This window comes from Pseudoalteromonas sp. J2K-J599, from assembly GCF_059295115.2.
This window is the reverse complement of record NZ_CM200271.1, coordinates 1,381,266-1,400,938: the sequence shown is the minus strand read 5'-3', so window position 1 is coordinate 1,400,938 and position 19,673 is coordinate 1,381,266. Positions and strand designations below refer to the sequence as shown.

General features: G+C 42.1%; 9 protein-coding genes, 8 tRNA genes and 3 rRNA genes. 4 read left to right on the top strand and 16 right to left on the bottom strand.

The features are described 5' to 3' along the window. Nucleotides 1–375: 375 nt before the first annotated feature. From rrf to AC5NT5_RS06385, 3 genes are all read right to left on the bottom strand, one after another. A 5S ribosomal RNA gene (gene rrf / locus AC5NT5_RS06395) occupies nt 376–490 on the bottom strand. Nucleotides 491–636: 146 nt separating this feature from the next. Next, nucleotides 637–3,526 (bottom strand): 23S ribosomal RNA (locus AC5NT5_RS06390). A gap of 296 nt (nt 3,527–3,822) precedes the next feature. Beyond that, a 16S ribosomal RNA gene (locus tag AC5NT5_RS06385) occupies nt 3,823–5,358 on the bottom strand. The 16S, 23S and 5S rRNA genes sit together here, the layout of an rRNA operon. Before the next feature lie 615 nt (nt 5,359–5,973). Between AC5NT5_RS06385 and AC5NT5_RS06380 the strand changes: the two genes are divergently transcribed. Continuing rightward, complete coding sequence (locus AC5NT5_RS06380) at nt 5,974–7,389, top strand: alanine/glycine:cation symporter family protein (RefSeq protein WP_039488519.1); 1,416 nt, start codon at nt 5,974–5,976, stop codon at nt 7,387–7,389. Nucleotides 7,390–7,552: 163 nt separating this feature from the next. Then, nucleotides 7,553–9,151, top strand: a complete 1,599-nt coding sequence (locus AC5NT5_RS06375) for a BCCT family transporter (protein WP_335676844.1) — start codon at nt 7,553–7,555, stop codon at nt 9,149–9,151. Between the two features lie 458 nt (nt 9,152–9,609). Here the strand turns inward: AC5NT5_RS06375 and AC5NT5_RS06370 are convergent. The 12 genes from AC5NT5_RS06370 to AC5NT5_RS06315 form a co-directional block, all read right to left on the bottom strand. Further along, a tRNA-Leu gene (locus AC5NT5_RS06370) sits at nt 9,610–9,696 on the bottom strand. 38 nt (nt 9,697–9,734) lie between these two features. Further along, nucleotides 9,735–9,808 (bottom strand) — tRNA-Cys (locus tag AC5NT5_RS06365). A 19-nt stretch (nt 9,809–9,827) separates the two neighbouring features. After that, nucleotides 9,828–9,903: transfer RNA gene (locus AC5NT5_RS06360), tRNA-Gly, on the bottom strand. Nucleotides 9,904–9,952: 49 nt separating this feature from the next. Further along, nucleotides 9,953–10,039: transfer RNA gene (locus tag AC5NT5_RS06355), tRNA-Leu, on the bottom strand. 39 nt (nt 10,040–10,078) lie between these two features. Continuing rightward, a tRNA-Gly gene (locus tag AC5NT5_RS06350) sits at nt 10,079–10,154 on the bottom strand. A 64-nt stretch (nt 10,155–10,218) separates the two neighbouring features. Next, nucleotides 10,219–10,305: transfer RNA gene (locus tag AC5NT5_RS06345), tRNA-Leu, on the bottom strand. 37 nt (nt 10,306–10,342) lie between these two features. Continuing rightward, nucleotides 10,343–10,416, bottom strand: a tRNA-Cys gene (locus tag AC5NT5_RS06340). Nucleotides 10,417–10,447: 31 nt separating this feature from the next. Further along, nucleotides 10,448–10,523 (bottom strand) — tRNA-Gly (locus AC5NT5_RS06335). A gap of 212 nt (nt 10,524–10,735) precedes the next feature. Continuing rightward, complete coding sequence (gene pgsA, locus AC5NT5_RS06330) at nt 10,736–11,281, bottom strand: CDP-diacylglycerol--glycerol-3-phosphate 3-phosphatidyltransferase (protein WP_032827134.1); 546 nt, start codon at nt 11,279–11,281, stop codon at nt 10,736–10,738. Between the two features lie 42 nt (nt 11,282–11,323). Beyond that, a complete protein-coding gene (gene uvrC, locus AC5NT5_RS06325; protein WP_335676630.1) occupies nt 11,324–13,147 on the bottom strand; it encodes an excinuclease ABC subunit UvrC in 1,824 nt (607 codons plus the stop codon). Between the two features lie 9 nt (nt 13,148–13,156). Next, nucleotides 13,157–13,807 carry a UvrY/SirA/GacA family response regulator transcription factor gene (uvrY, locus tag AC5NT5_RS06320; protein WP_002963136.1) on the bottom strand — a complete coding sequence of 217 codons (651 nt, stop codon included), beginning with the start codon at nt 13,805–13,807 and terminating at the stop codon, nt 13,157–13,159. 108 nt (nt 13,808–13,915) lie between these two features. After that, on the bottom strand, nt 13,916–15,067 hold the full coding sequence (locus AC5NT5_RS06315; RefSeq protein WP_182696260.1) for a dicarboxylate/amino acid:cation symporter: 1,152 nt from the start codon (nt 15,065–15,067) through the stop codon (nt 13,916–13,918). 362 nt (nt 15,068–15,429) lie between these two features. Between AC5NT5_RS06315 and cysK the strand changes: the two genes are divergently transcribed. Next, nucleotides 15,430–16,398 carry a cysteine synthase A gene (cysK, locus tag AC5NT5_RS06310; protein WP_002963138.1) on the top strand — a complete coding sequence of 323 codons (969 nt, stop codon included), beginning with the start codon at nt 15,430–15,432 and terminating at the stop codon, nt 16,396–16,398. Nucleotides 16,399–16,540: 142 nt separating this feature from the next. After that, complete coding sequence (locus tag AC5NT5_RS06305; protein WP_002963139.1) at nt 16,541–16,975, top strand: hypothetical protein; 435 nt, start codon at nt 16,541–16,543, stop codon at nt 16,973–16,975. Between the two features lie 343 nt (nt 16,976–17,318). Here the strand turns inward: AC5NT5_RS06305 and AC5NT5_RS06300 are convergent, their stop codons facing one another. Next, nucleotides 17,319–19,595: an acyl-CoA dehydrogenase gene (locus AC5NT5_RS06300; protein WP_335676629.1), complete on the bottom strand. Its 2,277-nt coding sequence runs from the start codon at nt 19,593–19,595 to the stop codon at nt 17,319–17,321. Nucleotides 19,596–19,673: the final 78 nt, after the last annotated feature.

The window sequence follows — 19,673 nt, the reverse complement described above, 5'->3', positions numbered from 1 at the left end:
CGCAGTAAGATGTCGTAGTGCCCACAGCGGTGGAGAGCCACAGTGAAATGCTGCACTCTCTTTGTGTCAGGGCGGCCTTCAGTGGGTCTCGCCTTCGAGCTGTTTTGTTTCACTGCTGAGTGTGGTTTGGGCTCTTGGCTATTTATTAAATCCCAGACAGCAAAAAACCCGTCACATTGCTGTAACGGGTTTCTTTAATTTGAAGCCTGGCAATGTCCTACTTTCACATAGCAAATGCTACACTATCGTTGGCCGGGGCTCGCCTTCGAGCTGTTTGGTTTCACTACTTAGTTCTGCATGGGCTCTTGGCTATTTACTAAATCCCAGACAGCAAAAAACCCGTCACATTGCTGTAACGGGTCTCTACAATTTGAAGCCTGGTAATGTCCTACTTTCACATAGCAAATGCTACACTATCATCGGCGCTGTTTCGTTTCACTACTGAGTTCGGCATGGAGTCAGGTGGGTCCAAAACGCTATTGTCACCAAGCAAATTAGGGCGTTAATTCGTATCGCTACGCACTAACTGAATTTGGAAAATATCTGATAATATTTTTTAAGTCTTTCTTAAGTAATATCTACTTTAGTTATATTAACTTCTGTCTAAACTGTCGCATAAAACGCGTTTGGCGTTGTATGGTTAAGCCTCACGGGTAATTAGTACAAGTTAGCTTAATGGCTCACACCACTTCCACATCTTGCCTATCAACGTTGTAGTCTTCAACGGCCCTTCAGAGACTTTAAAAGTCTAGTGAGAACTCATCTCGAGGCCTGCTTCGCGCTTAGATGCTTTCAGCGCTTATCAGTTCCGAACGTAGCTACCGGGCAATGCCATTGGCATGACAACCCGAACACCAGCGGTTCGTTCACTCCGGTCCTCTCGTACTAGGAGCAACCCCTCTCAATTCTCAAACGCCCACGGCAGATAGGGACCGAACTGTCTCACGACGTTCTAAACCCAGCTCGCGTACCACTTTAAATGGCGAACAGCCATACCCTTGGGACCGACTTCAGCCCCAGGATGTGATGAGCCGACATCGAGGTGCCAAACACCGCCGTCGATATGAACTCTTGGGCGGTATCAGCCTGTTATCCCCGGAGTACCTTTTATCCGTTGAGCGATGGCCCTTCCATTCAGAACCACCGGATCACTATGACCTACTTTCGTACCTGCTCGACGTGTCTGTCTCGCAGTTAAGCTGGCTTCTACCATTACACTAACCGTACGATGTCCGACCGTACTTAGCCAACCTTCGTGCTCCTCCGTTACTCTTTAGGAGGAGACCGCCCCAGTCAAACTACCCACCAGGCACTGTCCGTAACCCCGATTCAGGGGCCAACGTTAGAACATCAAAACTACAAGGGTGGTATTTCAAGGACGACTCCACAACAACTAGCGTCGCTGCTTCAAAGTCTCCCACCTATCCTACACATGTAGGTTCAATGTTCAGTGCCAAGCTGTAGTAAAGGTTCACGGGGTCTTTCCGTCTAGCCGCGGGTACACAGCATCTTCACTGCGATTTCAATTTCACTGAGTCTCGGGTGGAGACAGCGTGGCCATGGTTACACCATTCGTGCAGGTCGGAACTTACCCGACAAGGAATTTCGCTACCTTAGGACCGTTATAGTTACGGCCGCCGTTTACCGGGGCTTCGATCAAGAGCTTCTCCCTAAGGATAACCCCATCAATTAACCTTCCGGCACCGGGCAGGTGTCACACCGTATACGTCATCTTGCGATTTTGCACAGTGCTGTGTTTTTAATAAACAGTCCCAGCCACCTGGTCACTGCGGCTCCCGTCCGCTTAGAGAGCAAGTCTCATCACAGATAGGAGCGTACCTTCTCCCGAAGTTACGGTACGATTTTGCCTAGTTCCTTCACCCGAGTTCTCTCAAGCGCCTTAGTATTCTCTACCTGACCACCTGTGTCGGTTTGGGGTACGATTCCATATAATCTGAAGCTTAGAGGCTTTTCCTGGAAGTATGGCATCAACAACTTCATCACCGTAGTGACTCGTCTCGTGTCTCAGTCTTAATAGCAACCCGGATTTACCTAAGTCGCCAACCTACTCACTTTCACATGGACTACCAACGCCATGCTTGTTTAGCCTGCTCCGTCCCCCCATCGCAATTATATCGAGTACAGAAATATTAATCTGTTTCCCATCGACTACGCCTTTCGGCCTCGCCTTAGGGGTCGACTTACCCTACCCTGATTAACATGGGATAGGAACCCTTGGTCTTCCGGCGTGGGAGTTTTTCACTCCCATTATCGTTACTCATGTCAGCATTCGCACTTCTGATACGTCCAGCATACCTCCCGGTACACCTTCAACCGCTTACAGAACGCTCCCCTACCACTCAGAATAAATTCTGAATCCGCAGCTTCGGTGCATAGTTTAGCCCCGTTACATCTTCCGCGCAGACCGACTCGACCAGTGAGCTATTACGCTTTCTTTAAAGGATGGCTGCTTCTAAGCCAACCTCCTGGCTGTCTGGGCCTTTCCACATCGTTTCCCACTTAACTATGACTTTGGGACCTTAGCTGGCGGTCTGGGTTGTTTCCCTCTTCACGACGGACGTTAGCACCCGCCGTGTGTCTCCCGGATATTACTTTACGGTATTCGGAGTTTGCAAAGGGTTGGTAAGTCGGGATGACCCCCTAGCCTTAACAGTGCTCTACCCCCGTAAGTATTCGTCCGAGGCTCTACCTAAATAGATTTCGGGGAGAACCAGCTATCTCCCGGTTTGATTAGCCTTTCACTCCTAGCCACAGGTCATCCCCTAACTTTTCAACGTTAGTGGGTTCGGTCCTCCAGTTGATGTTACTCAACCTTCAACCTGCCCATGGCTAGATCACCGGGTTTCGGGTCTATACCTTGCAACTATTCGCCCAGTTAAGACTCGGTTTCCCTACGGCTACCCTATTCGGTTAACCTCGCTACAAAATATAAGTCGCTGACCCATTATACAAAAGGTACGCAGTCACCCAACAAGTGGGCTCCTACTGCTTGTACGTACACGGTTTCAGGTTCTATTTCACTCCCCTCACAGGGGTTCTTTTCGCCTTTCCCTCACGGTACTGGTTCACTATCGGTCAGTTGGGAGTATTTAGCCTTAGATGATGGTCCACCTATATTCAGTCAAAGTTTCACGTGCTCCGACCTACTCGATTTCACTTAAAATGTCTTTTCATGTACGGGACTATCACCCTGTATCGTGGCACTTTCCAGAGCCTTCCATTAACACATAATAAGCTTAAGGGCTGTTCCGATTTCGCTCGCCGCTACTTTCGGAATCTCGGTTGATTTCTTTTCCTACGGGTACTTAGATGTTTCAGTTCTCCGCGTTCGCCTCGTTAACCTATGTATTCAGTTAACGATACCTGCAAGCAGGTGGGTTTCCCCATTCGGAAATCCTAGTCTCAAGCGCTTTTTACTAGCTTGACTAGGCTTATCGCAAGTTAATACGTCCTTCATCGCCTCCAACTGCCAAGGCATCCACCGTGTACGCTTAGTCACTTAACCATACAACCCAAACGGGTCTTTGTTTTGTGACAGCTTAACTTCGCCAGAAGTTAATATTGAATACTAAAGTAGATACCAATCAATCAACGTAAAACGTTAATCAAATGGCACTGAATGGTACTGCTACCATTCTTTTTTACTTTTGAAAACTCTTGATAAATACAATGTATCTATCAGAATTTTATTATCAGCTTTTCCAAATTTTTAAAGAGCATATTAATTAGTTATTCCGAAGAACAAGTACTAATTAACAATCATCTGTGTGGACACTACGAACAAATAAGTTCTAAATCGTATAAGGAGGTGATCCAGCCCCAGGTTCCCCTAGGGCTACCTTGTTACGACTTCACCCCAGTCATGAATCACTCCGTGGTAAACGTCCTCCCGAGGGTTAGACTATCTACTTCTGGAGCAACCCACTCCCATGGTGTGACGGGCGGTGTGTACAAGGCCCGGGAACGTATTCACCGCGTCATTCTGATACGCGATTACTAGCGATTCCGACTTCATGGAGTCGAGTTGCAGACTCCAATCCGGACTACGACGCACTTTAAGTGATTCGCTTACTCTCGCGAGTTCGCAGCACTCTGTATGCGCCATTGTAGCACGTGTGTAGCCCTACACGTAAGGGCCATGATGACTTGACGTCGTCCCCACCTTCCTCCGGTTTATCACCGGCAGTCTCCTTAGAGTTCTCAGCATTACCTGCTAGCAACTAAGGATAGGGGTTGCGCTCGTTGCGGGACTTAACCCAACATCTCACAACACGAGCTGACGACAGCCATGCAGCACCTGTATCAGAGTTCCCGAAGGCACCAAACCATCTCTGGTAAGTTCTCTGTATGTCAAGTGTAGGTAAGGTTCTTCGCGTTGCATCGAATTAAACCACATGCTCCACCGCTTGTGCGGGCCCCCGTCAATTCATTTGAGTTTTAACCTTGCGGCCGTACTCCCCAGGCGGTCTACTTAATGCGTTAGCTTTGAAAAACAGAACCGAGGCTCCGAGCTTCTAGTAGACATCGTTTACGGCGTGGACTACCGGGGTATCTAATCCCGTTTGCTCCCCACGCTTTCGTACATGAGCGTCAGTGTTGACCCAGGTGGCTGCCTTCGCCATCGGTATTCCTTCAGATCTCTACGCATTTCACCGCTACACCTGAAATTCTACCACCCTCTATCACACTCTAGTTTGCCAGTTCGAAATGCAGTTCCCAGGTTGAGCCCGGGGCTTTCACATCTCGCTTAACAAACCGCCTGCGTACGCTTTACGCCCAGTAATTCCGATTAACGCTCGCACCCTCCGTATTACCGCGGCTGCTGGCACGGAGTTAGCCGGTGCTTCTTCTGTCAGTAACGTCACAGCTAGCAGGTATTAACTACTAACCTTTCCTCCTGACTGAAAGTGCTTTACAACCCGAAGGCCTTCTTCACACACGCGGCATGGCTGCATCAGGCTTGCGCCCATTGTGCAATATTCCCCACTGCTGCCTCCCGTAGGAGTCTGGGCCGTGTCTCAGTCCCAGTGTGGCTGATCATCCTCTCAAACCAGCTAGGGATCGTCGCCTTGGTGAGCCATTACCTCACCAACTAGCTAATCCCACTTGGGCCAATCTAAAGGCGAGAGCCGAAGCCCCCTTTGGTCCGTAGACATTATGCGGTATTAGCAGTCGTTTCCAACTGTTGTCCCCCACCTCAAGGCATGTTCCCAAGCATTACTCACCCGTCCGCCGCTCGTCAGCAAAGTAGCAAGCTACTCTCTGTTACCGCTCGACTTGCATGTGTTAGGCCTGCCGCCAGCGTTCAATCTGAGCCATGATCAAACTCTTCAATTAAAAAGTTTTATGTCTTTCGACAGCTCAATGAATTCTGAATTTTTTAATATCTTTCGATATTGAATTGACTGTGCCGAATAATTACCGAAATAACTATTCTGTTGGTCACTCAGTTTCAATTGAGACTCTAATTTGTTTGCCTCGCTACCTAAGTAGGTTGGCTGTTAGAACTCAATCTGTACGAGTGCCCACACAGATGATTGCTTTATATTGTTAAAGAACGTTTTGAGTCGCTTTAGCGTCTCAAGGGATGCGAATAATACACCCTTTATTTTTCGAGTCAACACTTTGTTTTAAACTTTCTTTTTAGAAGATTTAAAACCGAAGTTTTATTTAACTCTCTGAGTAGTTCGTGCCTCGCTATGCGTTGTCCGCTGCGCGTCGCCATATCCCGCCTCATTGGGGTCGCATTATAGGGAGCGGCGGATTTTACGCAAGCGTTATTTGCATAAAATAGTAATTAAAATTAAGCCCCAAGCAAGTGCACACGATAGACACAGGTTACCCACAAAACCCTGTTGATAACTCTGTTTTTGAACTTTAAAACTAAACACTTTTATCCTGATGTGATAAGTTGCGGTCACTTTTTTTAACTCATGTATTTAGGCAGTATCCATGACAGACATAATAAATAGTATAAGTGCCCTTCTATGGGGGCAAGTTCTCGTCTACTTATTAATAGCAGCGGGCCTCTTCTTTACTTTTCGACTAGGCTTTATTCAATTTGTGCAATTCCCACATATGTTCAAAGTTATGTTTGGTTCTCGTAAATGTGCCGATAACGAAATTTCATCCTTTCAGGCTTTTTGTACTTCATTAGCAGCTCGTGTCGGTACTGGCAATATGGCAGGTGTTGCTGTCGCCTTATACCTAGGTGGCCCAGGTGCTATTTTCTGGATGTGGCTTATTGCATTAATAGGTATGGCTACAAGTTTTGCCGAGAGTACTCTAGCTCAGGCTTATAAAACAAAAGATGCAGATGGTAATTTTAGAGGTGGCCCTGCTTATTATATGCAAAACGGTCTAGGCAAACGTTGGATGGGAACTTTATTCTCGTTATGTTTAATTTTAGCCTTTGGTTTAGTATTTAACGCAGTACAGTCAAACTCTATTGCTGCAGCATTTGAAGTAGCGTTTGATGTACCTAAGTATATAGTAGGCATTTGCTTGGTTATTGGTTCTGGCATCATTATTTTTGGTGGCCTAAAAACAATTTCTCGCTTTGCTGAAATGGTTGTGCCATTTATGGCATTAGCTTACCTGCTGGTTGCACTTTATGTATGCGCCATTAACTTTACTGCACTACCAGATGTGCTAGTGCTTATTATAAAAAGTGCTTTTGGTATTGAACAAGCTGGTGCTGGTGCTATTGGTTATGGTGTTACACAAGCGATGATCCAAGGTATAAAGCGTGGTTTATTCTCAAACGAAGCTGGTATGGGTAGTGCAGCTAATGCCGCGGCTACTGCGACACCTTACCCTCCTCACCCAGCATCACAAGGTTATGTGCAAATGTTAGGCGTATTTATTGATACTATTGTTATTTGTACAGCGACTGCTTCTCTTATTTTACTATCGCAGCAATTAGTACCTGAATCTGGTGTTATGGGGATTGAACTTACACAAGCAGCATTACAAGAACATGTCGGCGACTGGGGTACTTACTTTATTGCTATTGCTATATTGTTTTTTGCTTTTACTTCTATTGTGGCTAATTACTCTTACGCTGAAACAAATTTAATGTTTTTAGAGCACAACTCTAATAAAGGTATGTTTATCTTTAGACTTGTTGTTTTAGGTATGGTGATGTTTGGTGCTGTTGGTGAGCTTGGTTTAATTTGGACGCTGGCAGATATATCAATGGGTTTAATGGCCATTGTAAACGTTATAGCGCTATTTATGCTTTCAGGTGTTGTTGTATGGCTTTCAAAAGACTATAACGAACAACGCAAAAAGGGCTTAATACCCACCTTTGACAAAAGTAAGCATCCTAAACTTGCTAAAGAGGTTGACCCAGCGGCCTGGGAATAGAAAATAATCAGCGAGCTACGGCTCGCTTTTTTAGTTCTAAAATAACAAATACTACGCTTAATCATCTCATTGCTTATAAATAAAAGTTATATTAATTTTAAAACTATTTTATATTTAATTACGTAGGATATATGAATTAAGTTATCTATAAAAAGGAGATCCGATGGATGACATGACAAAAAAATACAGTATAGACACTACTGATTACCAAGTTGGGCAAGATAATGTACAAAAGTGGGGATTTGATATCCATAACCCAGTATTTGGTATAAGCGCCTTCTTAGTTGTTTTATTTGTAATACTTACCCTAGTTTTTGACCCTACCGTTACCCGTGATGCACTAACCTCGACTAAAGACGCAATAATTAATCAATTTGATAGTTACTTTATGTTACTAGCCAATGCCTTTGTGATCTTTTGCGTTATTTTAGCATTTTCTCCTTTAGGTAAAATTCGGTTGGGTGGCGTAAAAGCTCGTCCAGAACATGGTTACATGTCATGGCTTTCAATGCTCTTTGCAGCAGGCATGGGGATTGGCTTACTGTTTTGGGGAGTTGCTGAGCCAACTGCATATTATACTGGTTGGTATCATATGCCTATGGGCGTTGAGCCAAATTCACCGCAAGCACACTCATTAGCTTTGGGTGCAACCATGTACCACTGGGGTTTACATGGATGGGCGATTTACGCAGTTGTTGGATTAAGCTTGGCTTTTTTTGCATTTAATAAAGGCCTTCCTTTATCTATACGTTCGGTTTTTTATCCATTATTTGGTGATCGCGCCTGGGGGTGGCTTGGTCATATCATAGATATACTCGCTGTACTGTCTACTTTATTTGGTTTAGCTACATCGCTAGGCCTTGGCGCTCAACAAGCTACCAGCGGGATAAATTACCTGCTAGGCACTGATTACGGGACCGCTTTTCAAATATCTGTTATTGGTTTAGTAACGTGCATTGCAATTTCCTCAGTTATTAGAGGTATTGAGGGGGGTGTTAAAGTACTGAGCAATGTTAATTTAATTTGTGCATTTATTTTATTATTAGCTGTTATTGCCCTTACTTTCTCTGATGCAATTACTGCTATTTGGTTTACCCTTGGGGCGTACGTAGAGCACTTTGTACCTTTGAGTAATCCATTCAATAGACCCGATGAAGATTGGATGCACTCTTGGACTGTGTTTTATTGGGCATGGTGGATATCATGGTCGCCGTTTGTTGGGATGTTTATTGCTCGAGTTTCAAAGGGACGCACTGTACGCGAGTTTTTACTCGTCGTCATTGGCCTACCAACGCTTCTTAGTTTGGTTTGGATGGGCGTGTTCGGAAATATGGCAATTACACAAGTTATAGATAAAGTTGGCCCACTTGGACAAAATGGTTTAACTGATATCTCAGTGACTTTATTTCAAGTATACGAGCAGTTACCTCTTTCTAGTTTTATTTCTATTATTTCTATAGCACTCGTTTTGGTGTTTTTTATAACGTCGTCTGATTCAGGATCGCTTGTAATAGATGGTATAACTGCGGGCGGTAAAATAGATGCACCAGTGCCACAACGTATATTTTGGGCTACAGTCGAAGGCGTGATTGCAGCAGTATTACTCTGGGTTGGTGGCTCGCAAGCATTGCAAGCGCTTCAGTCGGGCGTAGTTACTACAGCTTTACCGTTTTCAATAGTACTTATTTTAATGTGTGTTGCGCTTATCCAAGGCTTGTTGAGCGAGTATCCAATTTACAAAGCTCAGAGTAAACTGCAATAACAATTTATCCTTTATAAGCGATCCTCAAAGGTCGCTTATAAAATCTTCGCAATTGGTATAACTAAGTGCTTAACGCATTCCCTATACTCCCACCTTAAATTTATTTTAGACACCGCACTTCTATTACATTCATTAATGCCACCCCTCGTTAAAACTTAGGTACAGGAGTAATTGCCATGAAAATTAAATAACCAGCGTTCTGATTTTTGCTTTGTTATAAACAGGTGCTCTTATACCAATTCAGTTAATTAACCAGCTGGGATAAAAGTAGTAACTGTTAAATACAAACAGGCAGCTTTATAAATGTATGATGGTGAAACTCTAAGATATTAAAAAGAAATAGATTTTAAAGGTAAGTAGGTATTAAAAATAAGATTAGAGAATTTAAGTAAGAATAATTTTTGAATGTTTTAAAATTAGAAGCAATTTAGAATTTAATCTGAGGATTTGAATAAAGATGGTGCCCGAGGCCGGACTTGAACCGGCACGACTTGTTAGTCGAGGGATTTTAAATCCCTTGTGTCTACCAATTCCACCACTCGGGCATCGAGTTTGCTAATTAAAGCGTGTGGAGTAAATTATATGGAGGCGGAACCCGGAGTCGAACCGGGGTAAACGGATTTGCAATCCGGTGCATGGCCACTCTGCCATTCCGCCTAAATGTTTCCAAATAATTTGGAGCGGTACACGAGGCTCGAACTCGTGACCTCGACCTTGGCAAGGTCGCGCTCTACCAACTGAGCTAGTACCGCAAAATACTATTTTATCAACTTTAAATTATCTTGGTTAAACAATTTAAAGTGGTGCCCGAGGCCGGACTTGAACCGGCACGACTTGTTAGTCGAGGGATTTTAAATCCCTTGTGTCTACCAATTCCACCACTCGGGCATCGAGTTTGCTATTTAAAGCAAGTGGATAAAACTAATATGGAGCGGTACACGAGGCTCGAACTCGTGACCTCGACCTTGGCAAGGTCGCGCTCTACCAACTGAGCTAGTACCGCATCATATTAATTCTAAATTAACCATTTTATAAATTACACTTGGTAATGCAATTAAACCACAAAGTGGTGCCCGAGGCCGGACTTGAACCGGCACGACTTGTTAGTCGAGGGATTTTAAATCCCTTGTGTCTACCAATTCCACCACTCGGGCATCGAGTTTGCTAATTAAAGCGTGTGGAGTGTTGAAATGGAGGCGGAACCCGGAGTCGAACCGAGGTAGACGGATTTGCAATCCGGTGCATGGCCACTCTGCCATTCCGCCCCAGTACGGGGTATTAACCTTAAGATAAACTTGGAGCGGTACACGAGGCTCGAACTCGTGACCTCGACCTTGGCAAGGTCGCGCTCTACCAACTGAGCTAGTACCGCATTTTATTTATCAGTTATTTGAATTAGCACATGATGATTTATGTGAACATTCAGGTAACTGATTAATTACCGTTTCGTTTATCTCGGGGGCTATGCCCTCTCAACACGGACGCATTCTACAGAGATTATTAAACGCGTCAATACAAAAAATGCTAGTTTTGAACTGTTTGCTTGTTTTTTATCTAAAACGGTGCGTTATTATACATTTAGAGTTAATTTTTAGTCAATTCACCCCATGCTGCACGTAAATATTGCATCATAGAACTCAAGGTTAAAAAGGTCGCAATGTACAGTAGTCCAAAACTTAAATAGTTCATCCATGTATCATATTGCCAAATCAAACCAATAATGGCTAACATTTGTGCAGCCGTCTTAATTTTACCCATGTTTGATACTGCGACATTACCACGCTTGCCTTGCTCTGCCATCCATTCACGAAGTGCAGATATGATAATTTCACGGCTTATTATAATAAGAGCAGGTATTGTCATGTACATTGACTGATACTGATCAGATAACGCTACAAGTGCGGCACATACCATTACTTTATCAGCAACAGGATCTAAAAAAGCACCAAAAGGGGTTGATTGCTCAAGCTTTCTTGCTAAATAACCGTCTAGTATATCGGTGATTGATGCAAGCCAAAAAATAAAGGCGGCAGCAAAAAAAGCCCAGCTATAAGGCAAATAAAATATCACCAAAAAAACGGGGATAAGAAAAAGTCTAAATGTTGTGAGTGTGTTTGGAATATTCCACATAACTACTTGGATATGTCTTTTTTGCTATATTCGCATGTAGGGCTAGCCCTTGTCATGCAAATGGTTAAATATCTTCTCAGCCATGTCAGAGCTGATCCCAGGAACTTTCTTTAACTGTTCTATATTAGCAGCTTTTACTCCCTGCATGCCCCCTAAATATTTTAATAATGTTTGCCGACGCTTAGAACCGACTCCATTTATTTCTTCTAGTAGTGATTGCGTACGTTGTTTTTGGCGTTTATTACGATGACCTGCAATTGCAAAACGATGAGATTCATCACGTATATGCTGTATTAAATGTAGCGCAGGTGCATCTGAATCCATAGGAATGGTTTTTCGACCACCGTCAATTAATAGTGTTTCAAGGCCTGGCTTACGGCTAGTACCTTTAGCAACACCTACTAACAAAGGCATTTTTGTATGTGGCCAGTTAGAAAAGTACTGCTCCGCGCGCCCCAGTTGCCCCTTACCACCATCAATAAAGATAACGTCTGGAATTTTGTCTTCATCTACTAATTTGTTGTAACGCTTATTAAGTGCAAACTCCATTGCAGCATAATCATCACCACCGGTTATACCCGTTACATTATAGCGCCTATACTCTTTCGTATTTGGGCCTTGTGAGTCAAATACAACACAACTTGCAACAGTGTTCTCACCCATGGTGTGGCTTATATCAAAACACTCCATTCGGGTAATATCATCAAGTCGCAGTGTTGCTTTTAATTGTGCATAACGTTTATTAATAGAGTCTTGGGTACTTTGCTTAACTGCAATACTGTTTAATGCATTTTTATTGGCCAGTTGTAAGTATTGAGCACGCTCACCACGGGTAACTACTTTGAGTGTTACTTTGCGCTCACTTATTTGTGTGAGTGCTTCACCGAGTGCCCCGCTCTCTTCTATTTCAAACGGTAATATGATTTCTTTTGCAATACGCCCTGTTGCTCCTGGCGCTAAATAGTACTGTCCTAAAAATGAGGTCAATATTTCTTGCTCACTCGAATCTTTAGGTACTTTTGGAAAATACGTTTTACTACCCAATACTTTGTGATCGCGGATCATTAATAAATGAATACCATTTAAACCATTTAAATGGGCAAAACCAACTACGTCCATTTCAGCAAAATTACCTGATATAGACTGTTGCTCTTGCATTTGACGAAGTAGCATTATTTGGTCGCGAACTTTTGCCGCCAGTTCAAAATTTAATTGTAGGCTGGCTGCTTCCATTTTTTTTATTAAATCAGCAATAACTTCGTGAGATTTACCCGTTAAAAACTTACGGACATAGTCAACTTGCTCGCTGTAATCATCATCCGTAACTTTATTCACACACGGAGCTGAGCAACGCTTAAGCTGATATTGCAGACACGGGCGACTTCTTGCGCGGTAATAAGCATCTTCACATTGACGAACAGGAAATATTTTTTGCATTAACCGCAAGCTCTCAGATACAGCTCCCGCGCTCGGAAAAGGTCCAAAGTACTCACCTTTAATTTTACGGCTGCCACGATGAAACGCTAAACGAGGGTGTTTATGGCTAGTTAATAAAATATAGGGATACGACTTATCGTCGCGTAATAATATGTTGTAGCGAGGCTGGTATTTTTTTATTAGATTATTTTCAAGCAGCAGCGCTTCTGTTTCAGTATTAGTGAGTGTGACTTCGATGTCACAAATATTACTCACTAAAACGCGTGTTTTGCTATCGGTAATGTTACTTCTAAAGTAACTGCTCACACGCTTTTTTAAATGCTTAGCTTTACCAACATAAATAACTTGGTTGTCACTATCAAGCATGCGGTATACACCCGGCTCACTTGATAGCGTTTTGAGAAAATGTACGTGATCAAATTCAGACATAAATTATAGTTAGTACGAAACGTCTATATCAATCATTTTATGACGAATTGCTAAATGGGTAAGCTCAACATCACCACCTACATTTAGCTTTTCAAACATACGATAGCGATAGCTATTTACTGTTTTTGAACTTAGGTTTAAACGCTCAGCTATATTTTGTGCTTTTTCACCTTTAGTGATCATAAGCATAATTTGCAGTTCGCGTTCAGATAAGCTCTGAAAAGGATTTTCGTCTGTGCGACCTGTCACTTGCGCAAGTGCTATTTGCTGTGCAATTTCAGGAGCAATATAACGCTGACCGGCATGAACACAACGAATGGCACGCACCATTTCGTCAGAGCCAGCACCTTTAGTTAAAAAGCCATGTGCACCAATTTGCATTACTTTACTCGGAAACGGGTCTTCACAGTTAACGGTAAGCACAATAATTTTTACATCAGGGCAGTAACGACAAATCTTTTTAGTCGCTTCTAATCCGCCCATGCCTGGCATATTCATATCCATTAATACTATGTTTGGCGCATGCTGACGACAAAACTGTACAGCCTCTTCGCCAGTTTTAGCTTCACCAATTACTTTAAACCCTCGTACATCATCAAGAATACGCTTTATTCCTGTTCGTACAAGTTCATGGTCATCAACTAAAAGTACATTAATCAATGGAACATCCTCACTTACCTAACAACATGCAATTTAATTAAATTAATTTGCCACAGTAACATACATAAAGCGAAACAATAACTAATATTATTGCCTCGCCCTGATAGTTTAAGATGACGATTTTTCGCTAAATCTGTCAACCCATAACGCAATGATACCATCACCCGTTACATTACACGCAGTACCAAAGCTATCTTGTGCCAAATAAAGTGCAATCATTAATGCAACCGCGCCTTCATTAAACCCAAGCATGCTTGTTAATAAACCAAGCGCCGACATAACTGCGCCACCTGGAGCACCTGGTGCTGCAATCATTACTACACCTAACATCATAATAAACGGTAGCATACCCATTAATGAAGGGACTTCCATGCTTGGCGATAAAAACATAACAGCCATTGCACAGGTTACTATAGTGATAGTTGAGCCAGATAAGTGAATAGTCGCGCAAAGTGGTACGGTAAAGTTTGCTACATCTTCTTTAACGTTATTTGCTTTACTTGATTGAAGCGATACTGGAATCGTTGCTGCACTTGACATAGTACCTAACGCTGTAAAGTAAGCTGGTAGCATATTTTTAACTAATTCGATTGGATTACGTTTTAATAGTACACCTGTCGCTATATATAAAACGCTTAACCATAACCAGTGCATAACAAGCGCTGCAATTAGTACTACGCCAAATGTTCGCAGTGTATCTACCACAGTACCCGCTACCGTCATTTCGGCAAATACACCTGCAATGTAAAATGGTAAAGCAGGGATAATTACTTTTGATAATAATCCGTCAATCACATCTCGGCCCTGATCAGACACCTTTTTAAGCGTATCAAGCTCTAATTGGCTCATGCCTATACCAAATACAAAAGCAGTTACTAATGCGGTCATTACCCCCATCAAAGGTGGAATTTCTAAATCAATAAAGCTGCCAATTTCTGTAGCAACTTCTGCCTCGAATGTAATACCACCGCTTAAAAAAGGGATAACAGCACTTACTAATAAAAATGCAAGCGTACCTGCAATAATTGTAGAGCTATAAGCAAACCCGACTGTTTTACCAAGTAAGTGACCAGACCCTTTTGGTAGGCCTGCAATACCTGATGCAATAAAAAATAATATAATAAGTGGAATGGTAAAGGAGATAATTTGACCAATCAGCTCTTTTACTGTGAATAAAAGTTCAACACCAGTTATAGGTACATATAGTCCAACTAGGATACCGGCCACAATACCGGCAATTAATTTTAAGATTAATTTCATTGTGATTGCTTAATTGAATTTAGATACATGTTTTTATCATGTTTTAGACGCATTGTGTGATAAAACTATTCAAGTTACATTCATATGCACAAATATTGAACAAACACAGCTTAATTCAATACTCTTTTGAACATTTTTTGACTAAACGAAGTTTTACTCTTTAAATTTTAAATTAAGCCCGCACCTATAATAACTAAAGCACCGCTAATAATTGATTTTTATTTCGACTGGTTATAAGCCCAATAGATATATGTTATAGCCAAACTTTACTTTAGTTTTTTTAAACTCACAGTAAAGTGTGTTTATATAGTTAATAGCAAAGGCTATTAACACGTTGATCAGATTGCATCCAAAGGAACATTATGTCTACTATTTTTGAAGATAACTCACTAAGCATCGGTAATACACCGCTGGTAAAACTTAACCGTGTTACAGGTGGGAATGTATACGCTAAAGTTGAATCTCGTAATCCAAGCTTTAGTATCAAATGCCGCATTGGTGCATCGATGATTTGGGAAGCTGAAAAGTCAGGTCAGCTTGTTGAAGGTAAAGAACTTATTGAACCAACATCTGGGAACACCGGTATTGCACTTGCATTTGTTGCAGCAGCACGTGGTTACAAGTTAACGCTTACTATGCCAAACACCATGAGCCTAGAACGTCGCAAGCTATTAAAAGCATTAGGTGCAAATCTAGTACTTACCGACGGTGCAAAAGGTATGAATGGCGCAATTGAAAAAGCAAAAGAAATTCAAGCAACAGCACCTGATAAGTATATTTTATTACAACAATTCGAAAACCCTGCAAACCCAAAAATTCACTTTGAAACAACAGGCCCTGAAATTTATGATGCGCTTGATGGCAAAGTAGACTTTTTTGTAGCCGGTGTAGGTACTGGTGGTACTATTACAGGTGTTAGCCGTTACCTTAAAACAGAAAAAGGTCTAAACGTTAAGTCTATTGCTGTTGAGCCAACTAACTCTCCAGTTATTAGCCAAACGCTTGCCGGTGAAGAAATTAAACCAGGTCCTCATAAAATCCAAGGTATTGGTGCTGGCTTCATTCCTGGCAACTTAGATATGGACTTAATTGATGGCGCAGAGCTTGTATCTAACGAAGACGCAATTGCAATGGCGCATCAGTTAATGAAAAAAGAAGGTATTTTAGTAGGTATTTCGTCAGGTGCAGCGGTTGTTGCAGCTAAGCGAATTGCTGAAAAGCCTGAAAACGCAGATAAAAATATTGTTGTTATCCTCCCTAGTGCAACTGAGCGCTACTTATCAAGCCCAATGTTTGATGAAGAGTTTAGTGAACAAGAACTAGTACAATAAGTAATTTTAAGATTTTTAGAAGGATGCTTTAGGCATCCTTTTTTATTATTTATTATCCAATTTTCTATTTATTGCCTGCCATACCTTTACATCTGCATAGATAAACCACACACTTTAAAAAAACTAATTAATAATAATTAATATGAAAAAAATCACGAGTTTATTAAGTTTGGTCATCTGTTTATTTTTATCAGCCTGTGGTGACGATACCAAAACACTTGGCGATACTCCAGGCGATACAGCAACCGCTTATTTTGATGCGCTTTATAACCAGCAAGACCTTCAAAAAGCCAGCACCATGGCAACCCCCAACCTTACACGTATAATGAAATCCTACGGCACCGCTAAACAGTTTTCCCGTAACTTAGTTAATATGCAATACGATGAAGTCACCATTGAAGTTGATATGACCAATATGAGCGTCCGTGAACAATACGGCGATAACGCTAAAATAAACCTTATTTTTACCGGCTATTTAAATGGTGATAAAATTGACGAAATGCGCAGTGTAAAAATGCTTCGTAAAAAGGGAAAATGGTATATAGATAAAATTGTTGCCGACCCTTACGCTCGTTAAAAATAAATGAATTAAACATAAAAAAGGCCTTACATTCGTAAGGCCTTTTTCGTTTTAGCAGGGCGTGTTGATCTTTGTGGATTGAAATTTGTTCAATCTAGGGGCGATTTAATCGCGGCGCGAGGTTTGTAACCTAGTGGGCTAAGTAAAAACCGAGCAACAAAGAGTTAATCATCCCTAGAAAGAACCCAAAGGGCAGCGTATGTTTGGCATTTATGCTGCGTTATCGCCTATTTATGGGGAATAACCACACTACATAGGCTCTGCCTTGCCTAAAAACCAAACAGTCTGCTGCAAATTCAACCACGAAAGGTCAACACGCCCTAGTATTCAAAGTACTGCGCTACAGCTCACCAGGTTGAAAGTTATCAACTGCAATGGCTTTCTTACGTAGCTTATTAGCATGATGCATTGCATCAGCATCCGTTTGCTCTAACAACTTATTTTCAAGCGCATAATTTATAGCACCTTCAATATCAAGCGTTGCAGGCACACTGCCCTTACGCTGCCATTGTTTTAAGTCTTTAAACTGCACTTGCATATCATGCATAGCTAAAAATGCGCTTTCCATGACCCCTGTACCTGCATTTTCATCTACATAACATAAATGCGTTAAGCGGTTTCTAAATACACCAGGTTGAGTCATACGCTCGCAAATACTTTGTGCTATTTCATCACTTGGTCTGTGGTAATGGTTTCCAAGCGGGAACACGATACGTTTAAGGATAAAATTCACAACCGGATTTGAAAAGTTTTTAAAGAAGCCATTAAACGCTTGGCCAATTTCAAATAATGAGTTCTCAATTGCATATTTTACAAATGGTAAATCAGCTTGTTGGCGCCCTTCATCTTCATAACGTTTTAAAACAGTTGATGCTAAGTACAAATGACTTAATACATCACCCAAACGCGCTGATATCATTTCTTTACGTTTGAGCTCACCGCCAAGCATTAACATTGCAACGTCTGTACAAATAGCTAAGCCTCGGCTCATTCTACTCAGTTGTTTATAATAAATAGCCGTTTCACCACCTACAGGCGCTTTAGCAAAGTAGCTACGTGTTAAGCCATGCACAAATGCCATGCCTGCATTACTTGCTGCAAATAATATATGGTTCATTAATAAACCATCAAATTGTTCAAGTGCTGCGTCGTCATCTTCCATTGCAGCGGCTTCCATTTCTTTTAAAACAAATGGGTGGCAGCGCGTTGCACCTTGACCAAATATCATTAAATTACGCGTTAGAATATTCGCGCCTTCTACTGTAATTGATACTGGAATCCCCATATAGCCATGCGCCAAATAGTTATTAGGCCCTACTTGAATTCCTTTACCTGAATGAATATCCATTGCATCATTCATTACCGTACGACCCATTTCAGTCATATGGTATTTAGCAATCGCTGTTACAACCGATGGGCTTAATTTTAAATCAATCGCACCTGCGGTCATTAATCTGCACGACTCAAGTGTGTAAGTTAAACCACCAATACGCGCAAGTGCCTCTTGCACGCCTTCAAATTGCCCTATAGATACACCAAACTGCTGGCGTACCATGGCATATGCCGATGTCATTTTTGAAGCTAAATGCCCAGTTGCTGCACTTAATGCTGGTAGTGATATTCCACGCCCTGCACTTAAACACTCAACAAGCATTCTCCAGCCACGCCCTGCACACTCTTGACCACCAATGATCCAGTCCAGTGGTATAAATACATCTTTACCGTAAGTGGTACCATTCATAAAGGCCATATTAAGGGGATAATGACGCTCACCCGTTTCAACACCCGGATGATCGGTTGGTATAAGCGCACACGTTATACCTAGCTCTTTTTTATCACCTAATAAAGCGTCTGGATCATACATTTTAAATGCTAAGCCGAGTACAGTAGCCACTGGTGCAAGCGTAATGTAACGTTTTGACCAATTTAAACGCAGGCCCATTACTTGCTCGCCATTGTGCTCACCCATACACACAACGCCTGAATCAGGAATGCTGCCAGCATCAGAGCCCGCCTCTGGCCCCGTTAATGCAAAACAAGGAACATCTGTACCATTAGCTAAACTTGGCAGCCAACGATCTTGCTGCTCTTTAGTGCCATAGTGAAGAAGTAACTCGCCCGGACCTAAGCTATTAGGCACCATAACAGTGACTGCGGCTGTTAAGCTTTTAGTCGAAATTTTTGACACTATCGTCGAATTAGCAATTGCTGAGAACTCACGACCGCCAAATTTTTCAGGAATGATCAGTGCAAAAAAACCTTCTGTTTTTAGGTAATCCCACACTTCTTTTGGTAAGTCTTTGTCTTTTTGTACAATTTGATAATCATCAAGCATCGCCAATAAGGTTTCTACTTGGTTAGCCATAAATGCGTTTTCTTTATCGCTAAGCTCTGGTTTTGGAAAGTGGTGCAGTTTTTGCCAGTCTGGGTTACCACTAAATAACTCACCATCCCACCAAACATCACCTGCTTCCATTGCCTCTCGCTCTGTTTGCGATAATGGCGGAAGCACCTTTTTGAACATTTTAAACGTAGGACGACTAATCAAGTTTAGGCGAATATCTTTAACCGCAAAAATAACCACCACCACGACCAGCAATATTATAAATATTAACATGCGCACATTCCTTACACATTGAATGAAAATAGTAACTTAATTATGACCCATCTTAATTTAAATACAATCATTGCACGA

Excerpts from the sequence above, each read along its gene's own strand:
- AC5NT5_RS06380 (WP_039488519.1), top strand. The coding sequence starts at position 5,974 with ATGACAGACATAATAAATAGTATAAGTGCCCTTCTATGGGGGCAAGTT.
- AC5NT5_RS06375 (WP_335676844.1), top strand. The coding sequence starts at position 7,553 with ATGGATGACATGACAAAAAAATACAGTATAGACACTACTGATTACCAA.
- pgsA (WP_032827134.1), bottom strand. The coding sequence starts at position 11,281 with ATGTGGAATATTCCAAACACACTCACAACATTTAGACTTTTTCTTATC.
- uvrC (WP_335676630.1), bottom strand. The coding sequence starts at position 13,147 with ATGTCTGAATTTGATCACGTACATTTTCTCAAAACGCTATCAAGTGAG.
- AC5NT5_RS06315 (WP_182696260.1), bottom strand. The coding sequence starts at position 15,067 with ATGAAATTAATCTTAAAATTAATTGCCGGTATTGTGGCCGGTATCCTA.
- cysK (WP_002963138.1), top strand. The coding sequence starts at position 15,430 with ATGTCTACTATTTTTGAAGATAACTCACTAAGCATCGGTAATACACCG.
- AC5NT5_RS06305 (WP_002963139.1), top strand. The coding sequence starts at position 16,541 with ATGAAAAAAATCACGAGTTTATTAAGTTTGGTCATCTGTTTATTTTTA.
- AC5NT5_RS06300 (WP_335676629.1), bottom strand. The coding sequence starts at position 19,595 with ATGTTAATATTTATAATATTGCTGGTCGTGGTGGTGGTTATTTTTGCG.